Here is an 18,823-nt window from a genome sequence, read left to right as displayed (position 1 = left end):
CATTTTTGCGTCCTAGGTTGTCCGCTTTACCTGTTACAGCGTTTAATAATTTGCAGCTATATGACATAAATACCCATAATTGTCAATCAGCATCCAATTTTGACCCTCAAACCGCATCCAAAATTGACCCTCAAAAACATATCACATTGATTATTTACTTTACTGTTTTAGCTTCGATTTTTAAAGCGATAACTTTCATTTCCAGTCTCAACAATAGAGCAATGATGAGTCAATCTGTCCAGCATGGCTGCGGTCATTTTTGTATCACAAAACACCTTTGGCCATTCACCAAAATTTAAGTTTGTTGTAATGATTAATGATGTTTTTTCATATAATTTGCTAACTAAATGAAACAACAGAGCTCCGCCCGCTTCAGAAAATGGTAAATATCCAAGCTCATCCAGGACAATAGCATCAAAATTTTGCAGGCGATTAGCTAGCCGTCCTGTATTAACTTGTTTTTTTTCTTGTTCTAATTTGTTGACCAGATCAACAACATTATAAAAACAAGCCCGCTTTCCTTGCTTAATTAAATTAGTTGCTATAGCAATAGCTAAGTGCGTTTTACCAGAGCCCGTGCCACCCACAAAAATAATATTGCGCCCAGCATCAACAAAGCTCCCTGCGTGCAATAAACTTATTTCTTCTTCATTAACAGGATGTTGCGTAAAATCAAATTGGCTTAAATTACGATTGACCGGGAATTTTGCGACACTCAGTTGATAATTAATAGCACGCGTTTTGCGTGTTATTTGTTCTGCTTCTAATAGCATAGATAACCACTCATAATGAGTTAGTTTCACCAAAGGCTTCGACTCTTCATAGGCTAGCAACCTATCTAACATGCCTTGTAATTTTAATATCTTAAGCAACTCAGATAATTTAGTGAATGGCATGATTTGCTCCCGTTAAGAGTAAATTATATTTATGACAATTACTTGTGGGTTCTTCCTTTAAGATTAATCCAGCGGGCATTGTCGTTGCTTGAGGAAGTGCTGTAGGCCGTAATCGATGCAACGCATTAAGAATATAATCACGGCTAACCACCTGCTCTGTTAGCGCTAATTCACAGGCTACACTCACCGCCTCAATGCCATGCTCACTCATTGCCAACAGCACCTCAACGCATTCTCTGTCACCACCACGGCGCTTCATGAGAATGCTTTTGATTTTTAAAATGGCTGGTGGTAATTGCCAGTCTTTGAATGGAGCACCATTGCGTAATGCCCCTGGCTTGCGCTCCAGTAAAGGTAAATAATGCCATGGATTAAACAGTGTTTTATTGCGGCCAAAGGTGCGTTGGTGGCAACCGATGGACTCATTACCTGAAAATACCTCTATAGTTAATGCGTATATCCTGAGCGTCACCATCTGGTTGGCATAGGCACAATCAACGCTATAACGATTTCTATCGCAATGAATCAAGCAGGTTGAATGTACTAGAGTTGAAACTTCTTTATACCCATCAAATGGATGATTTAACGCTCTAAAATGAGTTCTTTCTTCTTGAAATACAGCGTCAACAGTTAGTTCTTGTTGTTCTGGGTGATGCCTTTTCTCGGCCAATAATTGGCATTGCTGCTGAAGATGTTCATTTAATAACGACAAGGTTTCATATTTAAGACGTGGTTTAAATACCCAGTCACGTACATTATCAACTTGATTTTCAATCTGCCCCTTTTCCCATCCGGCTGCGGGATTGCAGGCTGTAGGTTCAATTAAGTAATGATCCATTAATGCCAAAAATCGCCGGTTAAAAGCACGCTCCTTACCCTTGAAAACACTATCTACCGCCGTTTTCATGTTGTCATAAATACCTCTTAGCGTTAAGCCACCAAAAAATTTGAAGGCTAAATTATGCGCATCAAATAACATTTCTTGAGTTTCTCGAGGATATGCTACAAGAAAAAATTTACGGCTGTAGCTTAAACGAAATTGAGCTACTTTGATTTTTTGAACAACGCCTGCAAGCTCTACAGTTTCTTCACTCCAATCAAACTGATAGGCCTCTCCGGGATGATAGTATTGTGGAATATAGGCTTTTAATGACTCTCGACTCGTACAGCGCCATACTTTAACAAAACGCTGGACACTATCATAAGAACCGCAATAGCCACTTTCTTTTAGTTGAGTGTAGTACTTCATTGCACTACGGCGTTCCTTTTTCGATAACTTGTGGTCGTTGTTCAACCATGATACCAACGTCTCTTTGAAGATATTCAGTGCAGGTAGTGGTTGAATGGAGCGTTGATAATTTTTCCCAGACTTTTCTGCTCGGATTACCCGTCTAACTGTATTACGCGATAATCCTGTTGTGCGAACAATTTCCGCAATAGTTAATTTTTGCACATGAAACATGCGCCTAATTTTTGCTTCTGTTTCCATGATCAACATCCTCTAATTCCCTCTAGATTATTAAAATCTAGAGTACACGTTTTACTCGATTTTAGAGGGTCAAAATTGGATGCTGATTTACCCTAAAAGGGGGTCATTTTTGCATGCTGATTTACACCCATAATAATTATGAGATGATAAGGCAATCTATTGCAAATGATGTTTTAAACTTCATGCAAAAACAATCAAACCCTGATGTGCTGTTACTAGATATAGGTACAGGTTTGGGTGATTGTCTGGATCTCACTATGAAAATGATGCAAACTCTCCCAGTAAAATTTAGGGCTATAGGGATAGACCCGAATGAGCAAAATATACGCGCAGCACAAACGAAATTTCCCGGATACGTATTTAAAATAGGGCAAGCTCATTCTTTAGAAAAGATAGTTGAAGAAGAGAAATTTCAAAACAACATGAAGCATGCTTTGGTGGTCATTATCGCAAGTGGTTCAATCACTCGCTTGGTCATCAACAATACGTTTGAAGCTTTGGAAATTTTCCAACAGGCACATCGGGTAGCAGATCTGATGGTCTTAGGTGGTGAAAATGAAGTTCTGATTACTCGTAAGAATGCAAAAAAAATTGGCTGGAATGCTCAATATCATCCCAGTAAATTAAATGATAGTAATTTAGTCTATCTCCTAACAAGAAAAGTGAGTCACTTTCCTAAAATAAGAGAAGGCCATCTCAATTTATCTTTACATGCCAATCCTCTTTTAATGTTCAATCATTATGGTACTGACCTTAAGAAAGTAACCAGCATTGATCTCGGTTTAGCTTATATTAAGAAAGAAGAAATAGAACCTATGCTTCAATTAATGCCTCAACTAAAAAATTTAAAAATATCTGGTTTAGAAAAATGGAAATATATTTTAGAGAGGGAAATTAAAAAACAGGAACGAGAAATCGTTGCATCGGCTAACGTTGATGATTATGTGGATACCGAGTTAGACTCAAAAAGATGGGAATTGAAAAAATTCACTTCAATATTTTATAGACAGCATTCAAAACTGTTTGCTCTGTTTAAACGGAGCATTACAAGCTTGGACAATGGTATGAACTCACCAGACTACAAGCCCAATAGTAAAGAAAAGCCCCAGGAATACATTGCGAGGTTAGAATCACTCGCTATTAAAGGTGATGATATAGCGGTTTATGTGTTAGCCAAAAAATTAGGTGAAGACGTTACCTCAGAAAACTATAAAAATCTGCAAATAAGTGCCAGATACTGGTCTCAGTTGCATGAAAAAGGGTACCCGGTTCTTTTTGAACTTATAAACGTTCAAAAACTCATTGAGCCTATGAACCCGCTGCAGGATTTTTATAACAAAATCAATGCAGCGATATCAAAATTGGAACCCAAATAAATAACAAAATTTATATTGAATTAAATTTATATCTGAAATGCGTTCTAAATTGAATAGTCGTGCATTCTATTTCAGGCTAGACAATACAGAATTGGTTTTAATATCACCACAGGCTATCTCTTTTATTTGCATATTTGTTTTGGAAAATCAAATTATAACTATAAATACCAAGCATATCCATTTAATTCCCTCCCTAAAATTAAGGACAAAATTCTAATGCTTTTTAGTCAAACTGCAAGACTATATGAGTAACATGAGTGAAATGAATAGCTAACAATAATTATTGTTACCAGGTTTTATACAGTTTTTAATCTATCCTGGCACTTAATCGATTGATTATGTGCCAGGATGAACAAAGCTCCAAACATGACCTCCGTAATATTAAAGACCAAGTACCCGTTTAGTTAAGTTTTATACTCTGGGGAAGTGAAATAGTTGGCGCCTCTAAAATAATAGTACAATTACTTAAATTTCCTGTTCCTGGTGCAATAGAACACTTCTGAACGCTGGCGGGGCTTAAAGCTGTGATGTAAGCAAATGTCTCTTCAGAGTTTAATGTAATATCACGTAAATTATTTGCCATATTCGCAAAATTTATACAGTTAATCAGGTCGCCCGATACGGATTCAACCTCACATTTTGTGGTGCCATTAACGATATTGTTGTTTATATATACAAATGTGCCTGCAGAGTTGAATACAATACCATAGGGGCCATTAAAATTGATTCCTGAATCAAAACAATTGGTTATAAGCCCGGTAACCGGTTCTACGATACATTTTGAAACCGAATTACTAAAAAAATTAGATGGATAAAACATTGTTCCAGTAGGATTAAGGGCAATACCACGCGGAGTATTCAAGTCTAGAGAATCTATGTTAATACAAGCAGTTAAATTACCCGCAACAGAGTCAACAGTGCATTTAGTAATATCAGATGTATTAAAGTTTCCTATGTAAATATAGGTGCCTTCAGGGTTCAGGGTAATATCTGTGGGGCTGCTTAGCCCTATATTTGCAAAATTAACACAATTATTTAAATCACCTGTTACAGGGTCAACCGCACATTTTTTGATTTCATTTGAGGCAGCATTTACTATGTAAATCAATGTTCCCGAGGGATTAAAAGCTATGCCACGCGGGACTTGCAGTCCAGTTACTCCTGTGTCCTGGCAGTCACTAAAGTTACCAGTTTCACCGTCCACAACACATTTTAACAGGGCATTAATAGCATCAGTTATATAGGCAAATTTTAATACGGAAATTTGCACTGTATACTTTTGGCAGGATAAAGCACCAGAACCATTCAAGCATAATGTTATGCTTATTTCACCATCAATACTTCCCCTTATCGTTATTGTTCGGGGGGTATTACTGCTTACGGGAAACAAACAAAATCCATTGCTTGCCGGACTGCATTCTTGGCCAGGATATGCTAGTGAGTATCCTGGAGTATTAATTTTTATTCCTGCAGCCGGATATAAATGATTGGGGACAACTGAGGTAATAGTCAGTCCCTTATTTGTCGTAACAACATTAAATAACGGAGCAGTAATCGCTGTGCATAAAGAAGATATAAAAAGTGATAACAGTAGCGTTGCGGTTAGAAAAAAACGTTTCATGATGTGTTCCTTATAGAACTAACTATGGAGTAGTTAGGCAGTCACAGTACAAATTAAGGCCTGGGCATAGTTAGTGCCAGTTTTAAGGGTATTTCGTATTTGATTGGTACGGGCATTGAAATCACCTTCACCTAAATAAAAGAATCGATAGCCACACTCAAATGGTGCATGACCTGTGGTTGGAGTGAACTTTAATCCTATTCCTGCCATGGCGCTTAAAGTAACTTTAGAACGACCTAAAAAAGCATTATCAGGTAAGGTCATTCCTCCATCTAAGGACCAATCATGGTAATTGCTGGTGCTCATAAAATTAGGGCCAACTCCTGCGTCAAAAGTAACCGCAAGTTTATCTGATTTGGTAGGAAGCTCAGCTTTAGTTAATGCATAAACAGGTAAATGCATGACCTGATAATTGTATGCTAAATTGGTGAACAGCAGCTCTTGGTCAATTGTTCCAGATACCTTCGTTTTGGCAAGGTAGAAGGCATTTACTCCGTAATTTAGGTTAAATTTATCAAGTTTAAAGCCATCGATAAGATAGCCTAATCCAAATAATACGTTGCTATCATGGCGATCACTCACATTAAATCTATCACCTATTAACCCATTGATCTCTATATTTTGTGCTTCACCTTGAGTGGCACTAAACGTACCCATTTCAAATAAAAAATGTCCTTGCTTCAGGTTCATTGAAGTGGCTTGGTTGGTAGCAAGAATCAGCATTATTGTAGCAATTGAATTCGAAATTTTGTATCCTGTCAGAATCGCCGGGTAAGTGTCTGCCACTGAGTCCGGATTAATCCGAGCCGCGCGCGTCAGCAAGCGGAATTCTTTAAAAATATTCAAAATACCTATTGACACGGTTTTTCTGTAAAACTGATGTTTTTCCATATCAAACGTAAGTCATGCAATATGCATGCCCTAAGATCCCCAAGATCACAATGTAGCCCCTTTCACTAATAAAACATCTCCCTCCTGAGGTCAGATTTTTTCTTAGCCCTTAGTGGCGTTAAAACTCGAAAAATGCGTTCAAAAAAAGTCATGTTATGATTGCCGTATCAGCATTAGTAACGCAGTGGTAGATGATGAAACGCCAAGAAATCAAACAAGTTTTAGATGAGTTAACAAAAGATATCGATAGTCTTGCCGACAAAAAGGCCGTGACTATCATTAAGGTATTGGTTAATTTGGTCGAAATGCTTGCCGAAGAAAATGCTTGTCATGGGCCACGATTACTAGCCCACTAAAGGTCGGGTTTGGCCACGATTAATGGCCCACTCCATGGCCATCTCTGAGTCCCACTTTGAGTAGCAAATAAACAGTGTTAGTTTGGTCATTACCAATAACTAACGGATTTGTTATGAGATGAGGATTAAAACAATGGCAGAAATTAGAGAGGTGCTATATCAGCACAAAAAAGGGATGACTCAACGCAATATTGAAAAGTCTCTAAGCGTTTCACGAATGAGCATACGCAAGTACGTTTCAATGGCCAAGGATTTGGGTTATCAGGAGGATATTTCCAATGATGAGCTCGAAGTTATCGCTTTGCAGATACATAATAAAATCGTTAATACTACAGCCAACAACAGACCCAATAAATCAGAAAAAGAACTTGAGGCGCATCACGAAAAAATAGCATCACTCCTCACTGAGAAGTGGATTACCCATATGCAGATACACCGAATTTTAAGCGATAATGGTCTTGTTAGCAGTCGAAGAAGTCTTAGTCGTTATATTGAACGTCATTTCCCCTCGTTGCCTAAGGCTACGGTACATTTGTTAACAAAGCCTGGGCATGAAGCACAAGTTGACTATGCGTTTGTTGGGTTTATCAATAATAAAAAAACATACGCTTTTATTATGACGTTATCACATAGTCGGTATCGATATGTTGAGTTTGTACATTCTCAAAATCAGCAATCATGGGCGCAAAGCCATATCAATGCCTTTCATTTTTTTGGAGGCGTGCCCAACTGCATTCTTTTAGACAATTTGAAATCGGGAATTATTAAAGCACATATTTATGATCCAACGGTCAATGAAACCTATGCAGAGTTATCTCGCTTTTATGACTTTATAGCCGATCCGGCGAAGGCTCGAACGCCCGAGCACAAGGGGAAGGTTGAGCGTAGTGTTCAATTGGTAAAAGAACAGGTTATCGCGGGGATAACCTATGATGATTTGGCCTCGATGAACGCCTTTGCACGTGATTGGTGCGCTAATAAGGTATCGCACGTCATCTGCAGTACCACTGGTGAAAAGCCAATTGACGTATTTAAAAATGAAGAATTTAATTTATTAAACCCACTGCCAGCAGGCGCTTTTGATATGCCCATTTGGATGGATGCTCAAGTTCATCGTGACCATCATTTTGTTGTTGCTGGTAATTTTTATTCTGTGCCAACGATACATATCGGGACAAAGGTTAAAATTAGAGTTGGCTTGAAGACCGTTCAGGCCTATGTGAATCATGCTTTGATTAAGACCCATATTCGTAACTACGGGCGTGGACAGTGGGAAACGGATCCCAATGACTACCATAATTCTGCAAAGTATTACTTAGAAAATACTGCTGGCGTTTGTATTGAAGCGGCCAAAGCAATTGGTCAGGCAACGGAGGAAATGGTCACAAAGGTACTGGCTGAAGGCTCTAGAACGAGCTTAAGAAAAGCCCAGGCTATCATCCGCTTGGTTGAGGAATACGGTAATGAGCGCCTTGAAAATGCATGTTTACGCGCGATTTTATTTGATAATTATACTCATCAATCATTGAAAAAAATCCTCACGGAAGGCCTGGATAAAAAAGACACGAGAACATTCTCCACTAAGCGCTCGGCCAATCATGAGAACTTTGCCTATATTCGCGCAGCAAGTGATTACAGCTCAACGATGGAGGCTCATTATGAGTGATATCAATATGTTAGAGCTTGCAAAAAAACTACGTTTGACAGGGATCCCAGACACACTGCTAGCAAGAGTAGAACAGGCTCGCGCAGCGTCCCTCTCTTATGAAGAGTTGCTCTCAATGTTGTTTCAGGATGAGGATGAGGCTCGTCAACAAAAATTGCTTGCTGGGCGTGTAAGGCAAGCTCGATTTGAGGAGCCTCAGTGTTTTGAAAATTTTGAACTGGCTCGATATTCAACACAAGTCACACAAGCCATCCGCACCCTGATGACAGGGAAGTTTATCAAAGAAAAAAACCATGTCATCATCATGGGACCTGTTGGCACCGGAAAGACTCACCTGGCTCAAGCCCTGGGTCTAATGGCATGTCAACGACATAAAAAAGTCTGCTTTATAAGAGCGAATGAACTGTTAAATCAGTTCCACCAAGCAAGAGCGGATGAAACATGGACTGCGCTTTTTAAACGTTACTCACGATACGATGTGCTTATTTTAGATGACTTCGGGCTGAAAGCATTATCGCCAGAACAGTCCACTGATCTGTATGATTTAATAGCAGCTATCCATGTAAACTCTATGCTAATTATAACTACTAACCGTAAAATAGAAGGATGGATGGAGCTATTTTATGATCCGGTTATGGCAAACGCAGCATTAGATCGTATCGTAAATAAAGCTTATCGAATTGTTCTTGATGGGGAGTCATACAGGAAAAAATTTATACCGAAATTTAATTTAGTAGATGACAAGTGAGTTAAAAAAATTTACCCTAAGTGGGCTACTTTGAGTGGCCAGAGGGTGGGCTAGTAATCGTGACCCATGACAATGCTTTGCTCAGAGAGGAAAACCAAGTATTACGTGATGAGATAAACCGCCTTAAGGGTGAACAGGGCAAACCTAATATTCGCGGTCAATCCAAAGGTAGCAATGGCGATAATACAGGCAATTCCAATCATTCATCTGAAGGAGATCGCAATAAACGTGGTAAAGGGAACAATAAAAACACAGGCAAAGACAAAAAAAACGTACGTATTGATAGACGTGTTACGATTGCTCTGGACAAAGCAACGCTGCCAGATGACGCCAAGTTCAAGGGTTTTGAGATTCGAATCATCCAGGATCTAAAAATCATCACGGATAATGTTGAATTCAAGCTGGAAACGTATTACTCACCATCTTTGAAAAAAACCTTTATTGCGCCGATTCCTGGCGAATATAAGGGCAGTGAATTTGGTCCTGGGGTTAAAGCGCTGGTCATCACATTATACCGTGATGCAGGGATGACGGAGAGCGCCATTGAGCGCTTTTTAAAAACATGTGGTATTCAAATATCACATGGTAAAATTGCTTCCATGCTGACAGAAGGCAATGATATTTTTCATCAGGAAAAAGAAGATATTGTCGATGCCGGTAGCAACGCAGGCTTGTACCAGCAGATGGATGACACAGGCAGTCGTGTTAACGGCAAAAATCACTACACCCATGTTTTATGTAATGACTTTTTTACAGCATACTTCACTCGTCGTAAAAAAGATCGCTTGACCTTATTGGAGTTGCTGTGTCGAGACCAATTAAAGTTTATGTTTAATCAGGAGGCTTATGAGTTAATGGATGAGTTTGGTCTCGCAAAAAAATGGTTGGATCAAATTAAACCAATGCTGCATGCACAACCCCTCACACGTGAATCAATCGATAGTTTGATGGGAACACTTTTTCCAAATCCAAAAAAACACAGCACGAATCGACGCATAATTCTTGAGTCAGCAGCTCTTGCCTATTATCAGCACTCGAAATACTTCATCCATTATTTAATGACAGATGATGCGCCTCAGTTTAATAAATTGGCCCTACATCATGCGCTGTGCTGGATCCATGAAGGTCGTCATTATAAAAAACTCACTCCATTCTCAGATATGAATCAGAATATATTGGCTGTATTTCTTGAGCAATTATGGGATTTCTACCATGCATTATTGACTTACAAGACGGCTCCATCTCAATCAATGGCCCAACAACTATCAATGCAATTTGATACTTTGTTCGCAACCACGACAGGCTATGATGTTTTAGATCAACGCATTGCAAAGACACGTGCTAAAAAACAAGCGTTATTATTGGTGTTAGACCATCCATTTCTGCCATTGCACAACAATGCCTCTGAATTAGGGACACGGTTTCAAGCAAGGATACGCGACATCAATCTCCAAACGGTCTCCCAAAATGGCACCAAATCAAAGGATACGTTTGCCACGATTGTACAGACGGCCAGAAAACTGAAAGTTAACGTTTATCAGTATATTTACGATAGGGTGACTAAAAAATTTGAAATGCCATCATTGGCTGAATTAATCTTACTTAAAGTGCGGCAGGTTCCATGCACCACATAAGCATCTCGAGATAATTCCGCTTGCTGACGCGCGCGGCTCGGATTAGTCCGGGCTCAGTGGCAGACACTTACCCGGCGATTCTGACAGGATACTGTTTTTTGGTTAAATTAAGACCATTTTTGAGTGGATGGTTTTTCCCTGCAAGATGCCCAGCCTCAAAACATTACCAGCCTAGAACCTTGCATAGTTTTATCGAGTGTTTTTAAACCAACAGGATATTTAAATATGAAAAAGTTATGCCTTACTTTAATGTCAATATGCTGCTTGAACAGCTACGCGTCTCCATTTGAGCCACTTTTACAAACACCGCAAGAAGCGCGAGACTCATACAATATACAAAAAGAGATAGCGCGTGAAAATAATGATACCTACACGCGCAGGGGTCTGGAAAATAATATAAACCACCCTGGCAATAGCAGAGATATAACAAGCAACTATCGTAACTCTGCACCTCGTACTTATCGTTAAGCGAGAATGCAATGATTAAAAAAATTTGATTACACTAACTTTCGCTGTTGAAAGCGAAGCTTTGTTGAGGATAGTTAGATGGAAAATTTTAAAGATAAAATAGGGGCAGTAGTATTGATCGCCATTGCAGTTTTCTATGTATGGGCTTCTTTCAGCAGTCACCCAAAAGATTATTCAGCTGAAAATGATTATGGAGTATTGAGACGATGAAAACCATAAAAGGATCAACAAAGCTCGTGGAGAAATAACTTACTTATTTGAATAGCATCCCTTACCTCAGCCTTGAATGCTTTGGCTTCAGCAGTTGTTTCGCCATGCTTCAAAGCATTAAGGTTGTACCTTGGAGCGCCGGATCCTTTAGCACCACCATGAACACGACATCGAGCTTTACCTTTAATCGCAGGGCAACGGCAGGGCTTGCCATAGTTTCCTTTTGTACGTGCGCCACAGCGTGGAGCACTCTCAAAAGCATAATGTTTACTCTCGGTTCTTGAGGTTGTTTTCATGTTTTTTCCTTATTACCCATACCCCCTTGAATATTTCCTACTACTGCTTGGCCGCCCTGATGGACGTCTACACGCTCAACAATAATTTTTTGCCCACCAACCCCCTGTAGTTTTGCAAGCGTGTTAGCTTGTTGCGTAAAGCAATTTGTCAGTTTTACCGCTAAATTAATATATGATTCCTTTAGCTCCAAACCATCACAAGCAATAGCATGCATCATTGTCCTTTGCTGTAAATCATGAATAGATAGCATTTGAGCAGCAAGCATTGATTGCAAACCATCATCCACACCTAATGCTGCCAGAGCATCATTGCTTTCTTGTTTCGACTTATCCATATCAAACGGTTCATCCCTGATATTGTTGGTTGAAAGAGCACTCCTATGAACAACCCGTTTGATAAATTTTTCTTTTGCTTCGACAGCTTCGCCAGTTTTATTAACGGCCGTTCTTTTTTTTAAATTAAGTTTTGGCATAATGATCTCGCTCAAATTAATTGATTATTTACAGTAAGCCATTGGAAACATCAGGGGTATTTATGAGGCACAAAGTTTCCTTATGATTAATTGAATGTTTCCTATTTGTTTCCCTAAAAATTTCCCATGAAACCGTGTAGTATAGAGGGCTGTCATCCGAACGTTAATTATTTTATTTCTTTAAGAGTTGCTCTGACACCCCCAAGTTTCCAGTTTCATTTTCTAAGCAGAAAAAACAGGAAACCCCCATGTAAATATCAATGCTGCTAGACACCTACGACTTACTTATTTTTTAACGCACCCGATTTTCTAGCCTTTGCAACCAATTTACTGACTTGCCCCTTTGATAAACCAAGCTCTTCTGCAATATCAGTTTGCATTACCCCCTCACTAAACAGTTCAACAACTTTTAGATAATTACTTTCTTCCACGGGTTTGTATTGCCAGCCCTCATCTATTAGCCAACAAGCAATAGGTTTAACGGAATCACCATACATACTTCTAGCTTTTTCAAAATGTATTTCAAAACATGTACCAGATGTTGGCTCATAATCGGAGGGGTGCTTTAATACAATGACCGTATCTAATATGTCTTCGCGCTTACTAGTGCCACGTTGAGCACCATTTTTACCTGCATGATGGATAAACAATACACTTTTACCTTGCCGCCTTAATCCTAATGCCCATTGTTGAAAAGGTAGCCAGCTTTCAGCTTCATTTTCTTTGCCACCTCCACCCAATGTGGAAATGTTATCAACAATTATTAGATCAGCTTTATCTGTATCTTGGCGAATCGTTTCTTGTCCTGATGAGGTGCTTAAATCAGGCATGAAGTCATGTTGTAAATCCGGTGTAACGATACAAAGAGAATCACTAATTTCATTCAACTGGAGTCTTCTGACAATACCTGCCAATCGTTCTTGCATTACATTCGCTGGCATCTCCCCATCAATATAAAGCACTCTAGCTGGCTTACTTGCTTCAAAGGATAAAAATTGACCTCCATATGCTACAGCTATCGCAACTTCAAGAGCGAAATAAGTTTTACCTACACCACGTTTGGCATAAACCATACAGATACCACCTTTAGGTAACCAAGGGTCTAATAAGTTTTCTCGTGGTGGTAAATCCATTTGTAAAAATTGATCTAGATTTTTAGCTACTATTCCAAATTGTTCCTCCTCCGTGAAGTTTCTTACCGCATCCAATGCCTCTATACTCATGCCAGCATCTCCTGAGAAACATGTAAACAAAACAAATCGTTAAAGTCCGTTAGTTTGCCTGCAATGTCTTTTGGAAATTTTGGCGCCCGAAGTATTCCTCCTACGTCTTTTGCAGCCTCCCTCGCTTTTACAAGCCCTACTTCATCAGCATCAGCACATATTATTAATTCTATGCTAGGTAATTTATCTCGTATGTGTACGGCGACGTGTCTCAAATTGTTTGCATTACATGCTGCAATGACACATGTATCAGAGTAAACTTGAGCAAGAGTTGCTCCAGTTGCAAAGCCTTCACAAATTAAAATAGAGACATCATTTGTGGGTCTATTTTGAATAGGGATAAAATGCCCTTTGATGGCGCCACCAGACAAAAATCGTTTATCACCATTGGACAATATAAACTGTAAGCTCCATTGGTTACCTTCAGTATCTATGATAGGCAGTACAAGCCGACCATCAAGTTGATGAGCGCAAAATGCTTTAATTCGTTTGCGTAATAGATAAGGGTTACTTGGATCAGCTGTATGGCAACGGTCATAAATTTCTTTGGCAAGTGCTGCTGTTTTTTTATATTCGATTGCTTTGGCTTCATCCCTTAGTTTTTTAGCAACTACCATTTTCCTTTGAAGTTCTAGACCAACTGAAAGACCTACATGACTGGAAGCTTTGATACTCCATGTTTGATTAATGCCAGTTTTCCAATTTCCAAATGCACCAGAAGGAATATTATCTGTATATAAAACATACCATCCATTTCTTGATGCGCGATTATCTCCTTCAATATGAAAACGATGCAGTTGTCCATCGAGCATTATTTGAGAAGGAGGAACAATCCCTTTGTTAATCATTTCCGTTTTAAAGTGATCAATAATTTTACTAAGCTTCATTTGAATACCCCCCTGGTAACTTATTAACTGAAGACTGGTCTAATTACCTGCGGAGGTTTCAGCAAGATTATTTACCCACGCTTCGATTTCTTTTCTCAGATACATGGGCCTTTTACCAAGTGGATTTCTAGGCTTGGGGAAGTCAGGGAGCTTTACCAGTTCGTAAAATTTAGTTGATTGAACACCCAAAAGCTTGCGTGCTTGATATGGATATAACAGTAGTGGTTTATCATCTTTCATATTCTTATTTCCTCTTATCAATAGACTTCTGATCGAATGCCTTCTCGAACATTCTTAAGGATTATGAAAGACTTTCAGCGGATGATATATTCTTGACACCAACTAATTTCAGAGGGTGTCAGGAATAATTTGTATTAAGAGAACGTTGCACTTTGGTTTTGAAAGATTTGTCGCAGTCTGATCTGTCTTAAAATTTTATAAGTATCTTTACAGTAAGGATTGTAAATAATCCGGTGCAAGGTATTTCTATTTTGATAAAACAGCTTTAGCAAATTATCCTCCCTATAGGAAAGGGCTATTTTATTTCTTTTCACATATTCCTTTTCTCCTACAATTTCGTCTATATATTGATTGATCTGATAAGGTCTTCCATCTTTTTCTAACCCTATTCGTTCCGCCATATGAAATAAACTATGGTGCGCATATTTAATAAGGAAGTTATCGTTGTAAGGCATACCATTCGAAAAACTGATGCTAAGAAAATCATTAATCAATTCTTTTTGTTGCTTTAAAACGGATAAATTATTCGGGTCAGGATAGGTTGGAGTTTTTCCAAAGAAAAATTGGTTGATATCATCTTGTTCGTTCAACATTTTTTCAAAGCCACTAATAAGATTCATCCAAGCCTTAGCTTTTGTTTTCTTCTTACTCCAGCCTATTTGTTCCCAGTATGAGGTAAGTGCATTAGCTCTGTACCATGGCCTGATAAGTATATTTACTTCCTGTGGCAATAGTGCATTGACCTTGATAATTGCTGCAAGATTATATCGCTGCCCTTCATTGCAATCAGGGTCTTTAAGAATACTAAACAAACCATCACCCGACATTTGTTTTTCCATTTTTGTTATTGCATTGATGGCCTGTTCTATAATTTCATTTTGTATCATTATTGGCACAATTGTTCTCCTGCTCCAGATGTACTTTTTGTTGAGGTAGTTCTATTGCTTACTAACCAGTTGCTATACCATTCCATTAATTGCCTTCGCTCTTGCTTAAAGTCTGCGCGTAAATAAACACCACGAACGCCCTGTACCTTATGCGCAAGCTGAGCCTCTATAGCATCACTTCTAAAGTGTCCTTGCTCATGGAGTACACTTGAAGCCAGAGAACGAAAACCGTGAGCAGTATGTCGGTTTTTATAACCAGCGTTATGTAAAATCTTACGAATACTCGTTTCACTAATTGGTTTAGGTTTATTTAAAGTGGGGGAATTAAATAGATACGGTGTAAAACCAGTAATCAATCTTAGCTCTCTCAATAATTTTAATACTTGTAGCGATAGCGGTACCCAATGTGCAACAGCCATCTTCATACGATCAACAGGAATGTGCCATTCTGCTTCATGAAAATTAAATTCACTCCATTGAGCAAGCCGAAGTTCCGAGGGCCTAGTAAACAAGTGTGCAAGTAGTTCAATATAAATTTTCGTAATTTTTGTAGCGTTGCTGTTGCTGATAATCGCTAACATATCATGGGCTTCATGCGAACTAATAGCTGGCTGATTTACGACTTTGGGCTTGGGAACAAGTGCTTTATGCAACCCGATGAACGGATAATTGCTTGTAATAGATGCGCCAACAGCAAATTCAAAGATGGCTTTTAATCGGCTCTACACCAATTAAGGGGGCACTTTAATCGTATTAGTCTAAACTAACCTATTGATTTGACGGTCAAAAAGGAGATTAAAGTGCCTGGATATAATCTTATCCTAAATTTACCTGGGTTTGCCATAGTAAAAGTGAGTGGTTTGATATGGGTCCGCATGTCTGGAACAAAATTAAGGAAAAATAAGAGCTATTCATCCATCATTTATAGTTAAAAATTCACTCAAATTAACCTATTTAAACCTACTCAATACCGTATGAATAGTGATTGCTACTACGAATTGTCTTAGGTCATTTTACCACAACTCTATCAGAATGACTTATCCACAAGTCCACAGGTCAGGAGAGCTTCACTTTCTCGTATAGGCCTGTGGGCCTTGTGGGTAAGTCATGACGCTCTCATTTAGGGTTTATGGTCTTTTCCGGCCATAATACACCTCTGCGGGCGTTAAATAATTAAAGGACTGGTGAAGCCTTCGGTTATTATAATACTCAAAATACTCCGTTAAGGCCAGCTCAACCTCTTCAATTGTATCAAAATCATACCGGTAGATTTTTTCTTGCTTAACACTACGCCACAATCGCTCGATAAATATATTATCTAAATAACGTCCTCGCCCATCCATGCTGATAGAAATGTGGTGAGATTTTAGCGTATTTATCCAATCTTTTGAGGTAAATTGAGAACCCTGATCCGTGTTAAAGATCTCACAACGCGAATGCAGCAAAGCGTTTCTAAGCGCCTCAATACAAAATTCAGCCTCCATAGTAGGTGAAATAGCCCATCCAATCACATAACGACTATACCAGTCCATAATAGCTACTAAATACACATGCTTTCCTTTCATGCGGATGTAGGTGATATCTGCGGCCCAAACCTGATTTGGTTTGGTGATATCCACCTCTTTTAATAAATAAGGGAACACCTCATGCTCCTTATTGGGAACGCTTGTATTTGGCTTTGGGTAAACAGTCGATAACCCCATCATTTCCATCAACTTTTTTACTCGACGTTTACCAACAGGATAGCCTACTTCTTTTGACAGCCATCTTGCCCGCTTAATTTTACCTTCACATGGATACTGCAGATAGTGCTCATCAAGTAGCGCCATAAGCGCTTCATCTTCGACAGAAATGGGCTTGGCACTATAATAATAACTTGAAACAGGCAAGTCTAATAGCAAGCATTGTTCACGAATGGTGAGCTCGGCAAGAGGATCAATCATGACGCGCTTTTCATCCAGACTAAAGTTCATGCTTTTTTTTTAGCCAAGATAGCTGCGCTTGAAGTCGACCAATTTCTTGATATAATGCCTCAACAAGCTGCTCTTGGGACTTGGCTTCTTTTTCATTAGCCCCAGAGAATAAATCGTTAATGGCTTTGATGGCCGATTGCTTCCAAGTTTTTACCTGCGTTGCGTGAACACCGTATTCACTGGTAATTTGCGCTTGTGTGAGTTTCCCCTCAATCGCAGCTAGCGTTATTTTTGCCTTCTTGGCCGCCGTATAATAAGCTCGCTTTTTAGACATTTTATTCTCCTCTTTGTATTAAGAAGAATAGCTCTTAAAAAACCTTTTTTTGTGTCCAGAAAACCGCGCCTATATTAGTTATCACCCATTAATACTAGATGTGGTGTATCAACGAAAAGCCCGCTGTTCCCATTGTAAAAGCAAAGAGGTAAGGAAGAAATCCAGCAAGATAAGAGAAGTACATCATGAGTTAATCGGTCATAGAAGAACTTTATTGCGATTTAAAGCTTATAAGCTGTATTGTAATGTTTGTAAACGCTACGGAAACCAGCAATTTCCCGGAATAGCCAAACACCAAAGGTCAACTGAGCGGTTACAAGGAGAAGTATTTCATAGCCATACTAAGGGCGTATCTCAGAAAGACTTGGCGAACTATTATAAGAAAGGGAAAGCGACCATAGAACGTTGGTACCAACGTCGTTATCGTCTCGAACATCAAGAATTACTCAATAGACCTTGTCCGCAAGTATTAGGTATCGATGAACATTTCTTTAGTAAAAAAGAGGGGTTTGCTACTACTTTATGTGACCTAAGGAAACATAAAATCTTTGATGTCGTTCTTGGACGTAGTGAACAGGACTTATCAGCCTACTTAAATCAATTGCCCGGCAAAGAAAAAGTTAAGGTCATTTGTATGGATTTAAGCAGTACTTATCGGTCACTGGTAAAAAAGTATTTTCCTAATGCGCTTATAGTGGCCGATAGGTTTCATGTCATACGTCTAATGCAGCATCAGTGCATGATGACCTATCGAGAACTCTCTCATCAGGTCAAAAATAATCGGGGCATCCTCGCACTATTAAGAACAAGAGCAGACCGCCTCACTCCTGATAAACAAAAAAAACGGGACGCCTTCTTGGCCCAAAATCCAGCCATAGACGCTATTTATCAATTTCAACAGCAACTTCATCAACTTTTAATGAACAAGGCTTTAAATCAAAACAAGTGTCGTGAAGTGATACCTATCTTTCTGGAGATGCTTAATGATTTAAAACAAAGTCCTTTTAAAGCTTTGGCTGCTCTAGGTAAAACGTTGACTACTTGGAAAGATGAAGTGGCTAGAATGTGGCGATTTACTAAATCAAATGGAATAACTGAAGGCTTCCATCGAAAGATGAAACTAATACAACGAAGGGCGTATGGGTTTAGGAATTTTGAAAATTATAGAGTGCGTGTTAAGGTGCTCTGCGGATGATTAAAGCTGCCCCCTTAAAT

At 39.0% G+C, this 18,823-nt stretch carries 20 protein-coding genes; 7 read left to right on the top strand and 13 right to left on the bottom strand.

Going from position 1 to position 18,823, the window contains the following annotated elements:
• Positions 1 to 167: 167 nt before the first annotated feature.
• The gene (gene istB / locus HRS36_RS04850) at positions 168 to 896 is read right to left on the bottom strand and encodes an IS21-like element helper ATPase IstB (RefSeq protein ID WP_173235816.1); all 729 of its coding nucleotides are present in this window, start codon (positions 894 to 896) and stop codon (positions 168 to 170) included.
• On the bottom strand, positions 883 to 2,394 hold the full coding sequence (gene istA / locus HRS36_RS04845) for an IS21 family transposase (protein ID WP_197933184.1): 1,512 nt from the start codon (positions 2,392 to 2,394) through the stop codon (positions 883 to 885). The genes istB (HRS36_RS04850) and istA (HRS36_RS04845) overlap by 14 nt, the downstream gene beginning before the upstream one ends.
• A 104-nt stretch (positions 2,395 to 2,498) precedes the next feature.
• Here istA (HRS36_RS04845) and HRS36_RS04840 point away from each other — a divergent pair, with 104 nt between their 5' ends.
• On the top strand, positions 2,499 to 3,761 hold the full coding sequence (locus HRS36_RS04840) for a class I SAM-dependent methyltransferase (RefSeq protein ID WP_173236449.1): 1,263 nt from the start codon (positions 2,499 to 2,501) through the stop codon (positions 3,759 to 3,761).
• A 400-nt stretch (positions 3,762 to 4,161) separates the two neighbouring features.
• On the opposite strand, the gene HRS36_RS04835 is transcribed toward HRS36_RS04840, so the two are convergent.
• Both HRS36_RS04835 and HRS36_RS04830 read right to left on the bottom strand, forming a co-directional pair.
• Complete coding sequence (locus tag HRS36_RS04835) at positions 4,162 to 5,382, bottom strand: beta-propeller fold lactonase family protein (protein ID WP_173236448.1); 1,221 nt, start codon at positions 5,380 to 5,382, stop codon at positions 4,162 to 4,164.
• 33 nt (positions 5,383 to 5,415) lie between these two features.
• Positions 5,416 to 6,273 carry a hypothetical protein gene (locus tag HRS36_RS04830; RefSeq protein WP_226905578.1) on the bottom strand — a complete coding sequence of 286 codons (858 nt, stop codon included), beginning with the start codon at positions 6,271 to 6,273 and terminating at the stop codon, positions 5,416 to 5,418.
• Between the two features lie 191 nt (positions 6,274 to 6,464).
• Between HRS36_RS04830 and HRS36_RS04825 the strand changes: the two genes are divergently transcribed.
• From HRS36_RS04825 to HRS36_RS18825, 5 genes are all read left to right on the top strand, one after another.
• Entirely contained in the window at positions 6,465 to 6,629 is a 165-nt protein-coding gene (locus HRS36_RS04825) for a hypothetical protein (RefSeq protein WP_173236447.1), read from the top strand.
• Positions 6,630 to 6,747: 118 nt separating this feature from the next.
• The gene (gene istA / locus HRS36_RS04820) at positions 6,748 to 8,295 is read left to right on the top strand and encodes an IS21 family transposase (RefSeq protein ID WP_173235442.1); all 1,548 of its coding nucleotides are present in this window, start codon (positions 6,748 to 6,750) and stop codon (positions 8,293 to 8,295) included.
• Positions 8,288 to 9,043, top strand: coding sequence for an IS21-like element helper ATPase IstB (gene istB / locus HRS36_RS04815; RefSeq protein WP_173235440.1), 756 nt, complete (start codon positions 8,288 to 8,290; stop codon positions 9,041 to 9,043). The genes istA (HRS36_RS04820) and istB (HRS36_RS04815) overlap by 8 nt, the downstream gene beginning before the upstream one ends.
• 59 nt (positions 9,044 to 9,102) lie before the next feature.
• Positions 9,103 to 10,677 carry an IS66 family transposase gene (locus HRS36_RS04810; protein WP_173236446.1) on the top strand — a complete coding sequence of 525 codons (1,575 nt, stop codon included), beginning with the start codon at positions 9,103 to 9,105 and terminating at the stop codon, positions 10,675 to 10,677.
• A gap of 546 nt (positions 10,678 to 11,223) precedes the next feature.
• Positions 11,224 to 11,355 (top strand): hypothetical protein, encoded by a 132-nt coding sequence (locus HRS36_RS18825; RefSeq protein ID WP_267313933.1) that lies wholly within the window; start codon positions 11,224 to 11,226, stop codon positions 11,353 to 11,355.
• Positions 11,356 to 11,369: 14 nt separating this feature from the next.
• Here the strand turns inward: HRS36_RS18825 and HRS36_RS04805 are convergent, their stop codons facing one another.
• The 9 genes from HRS36_RS04805 to HRS36_RS04765 all read right to left on the bottom strand — a co-directional run bounded on the left by HRS36_RS04805 (position 11,370) and on the right by HRS36_RS04765 (position 17,608).
• On the bottom strand, positions 11,370 to 11,651 hold the full coding sequence (locus HRS36_RS04805) for an HGGxSTG domain-containing protein (RefSeq protein WP_173236445.1): 282 nt from the start codon (positions 11,649 to 11,651) through the stop codon (positions 11,370 to 11,372).
• On the bottom strand, positions 11,648 to 12,124 hold the full coding sequence (locus tag HRS36_RS04800; RefSeq protein WP_173236444.1) for a hypothetical protein: 477 nt from the start codon (positions 12,122 to 12,124) through the stop codon (positions 11,648 to 11,650). Before HRS36_RS04800 ends, HRS36_RS04805 begins: the two co-directional genes overlap by 4 nt.
• Before the next feature lie 281 nt (positions 12,125 to 12,405).
• On the bottom strand, positions 12,406 to 13,347 hold the full coding sequence (locus HRS36_RS04795; RefSeq protein WP_173236443.1) for an AAA family ATPase: 942 nt from the start codon (positions 13,345 to 13,347) through the stop codon (positions 12,406 to 12,408).
• On the bottom strand, positions 13,344 to 14,234 hold the full coding sequence (locus HRS36_RS04790) for a toprim domain-containing protein (RefSeq protein WP_173236442.1): 891 nt from the start codon (positions 14,232 to 14,234) through the stop codon (positions 13,344 to 13,346). The genes HRS36_RS04795 and HRS36_RS04790 overlap by 4 nt, the downstream gene beginning before the upstream one ends.
• Positions 14,235 to 14,273: 39 nt before the next feature.
• A complete protein-coding gene (locus HRS36_RS04785; protein ID WP_173236441.1) occupies positions 14,274 to 14,474 on the bottom strand; it encodes a helix-turn-helix transcriptional regulator in 201 nt (66 codons plus the stop codon).
• A gap of 134 nt (positions 14,475 to 14,608) precedes the next feature.
• A complete protein-coding gene (locus tag HRS36_RS04780) occupies positions 14,609 to 15,370 on the bottom strand; it encodes a hypothetical protein (protein WP_173236440.1) in 762 nt (253 codons plus the stop codon).
• Entirely contained in the window at positions 15,361 to 16,014 is a 654-nt protein-coding gene (locus HRS36_RS04775) for a tyrosine-type recombinase/integrase (RefSeq protein WP_173236439.1), read from the bottom strand. The genes HRS36_RS04780 and HRS36_RS04775 overlap by 10 nt, the downstream gene beginning before the upstream one ends.
• Positions 16,015 to 16,488: 474 nt before the next feature.
• On the bottom strand, positions 16,489 to 17,334 hold the full coding sequence (locus HRS36_RS04770; protein ID WP_173235473.1) for an IS3 family transposase: 846 nt from the start codon (positions 17,332 to 17,334) through the stop codon (positions 16,489 to 16,491).
• Positions 17,324 to 17,608: a transposase gene (locus HRS36_RS04765; RefSeq protein ID WP_173235475.1), complete on the bottom strand. Its 285-nt coding sequence runs from the start codon at positions 17,606 to 17,608 to the stop codon at positions 17,324 to 17,326. Before HRS36_RS04765 ends, HRS36_RS04770 begins: the two co-directional genes overlap by 11 nt.
• 49 nt (positions 17,609 to 17,657) lie before the next feature.
• On the opposite strand from HRS36_RS04765, the gene HRS36_RS04760 reads away from it, so the two are divergent.
• Complete coding sequence (locus HRS36_RS04760) at positions 17,658 to 18,803, top strand: ISL3 family transposase (RefSeq protein WP_173236438.1); 1,146 nt, start codon at positions 17,658 to 17,660, stop codon at positions 18,801 to 18,803.
• The last annotated feature ends 20 nt before the right edge of the window (positions 18,804 to 18,823 follow it).

The sequence above is a fragment of the Legionella antarctica genome (assembly GCF_011764505.1).
GTDB lineage: Bacteria > Pseudomonadota > Gammaproteobacteria > Legionellales > Legionellaceae > Legionella > Legionella antarctica.
The sequence above is the reverse complement of the archived record's forward strand: the minus strand, read 5'-3'. Positions and strand labels throughout refer to the sequence as shown.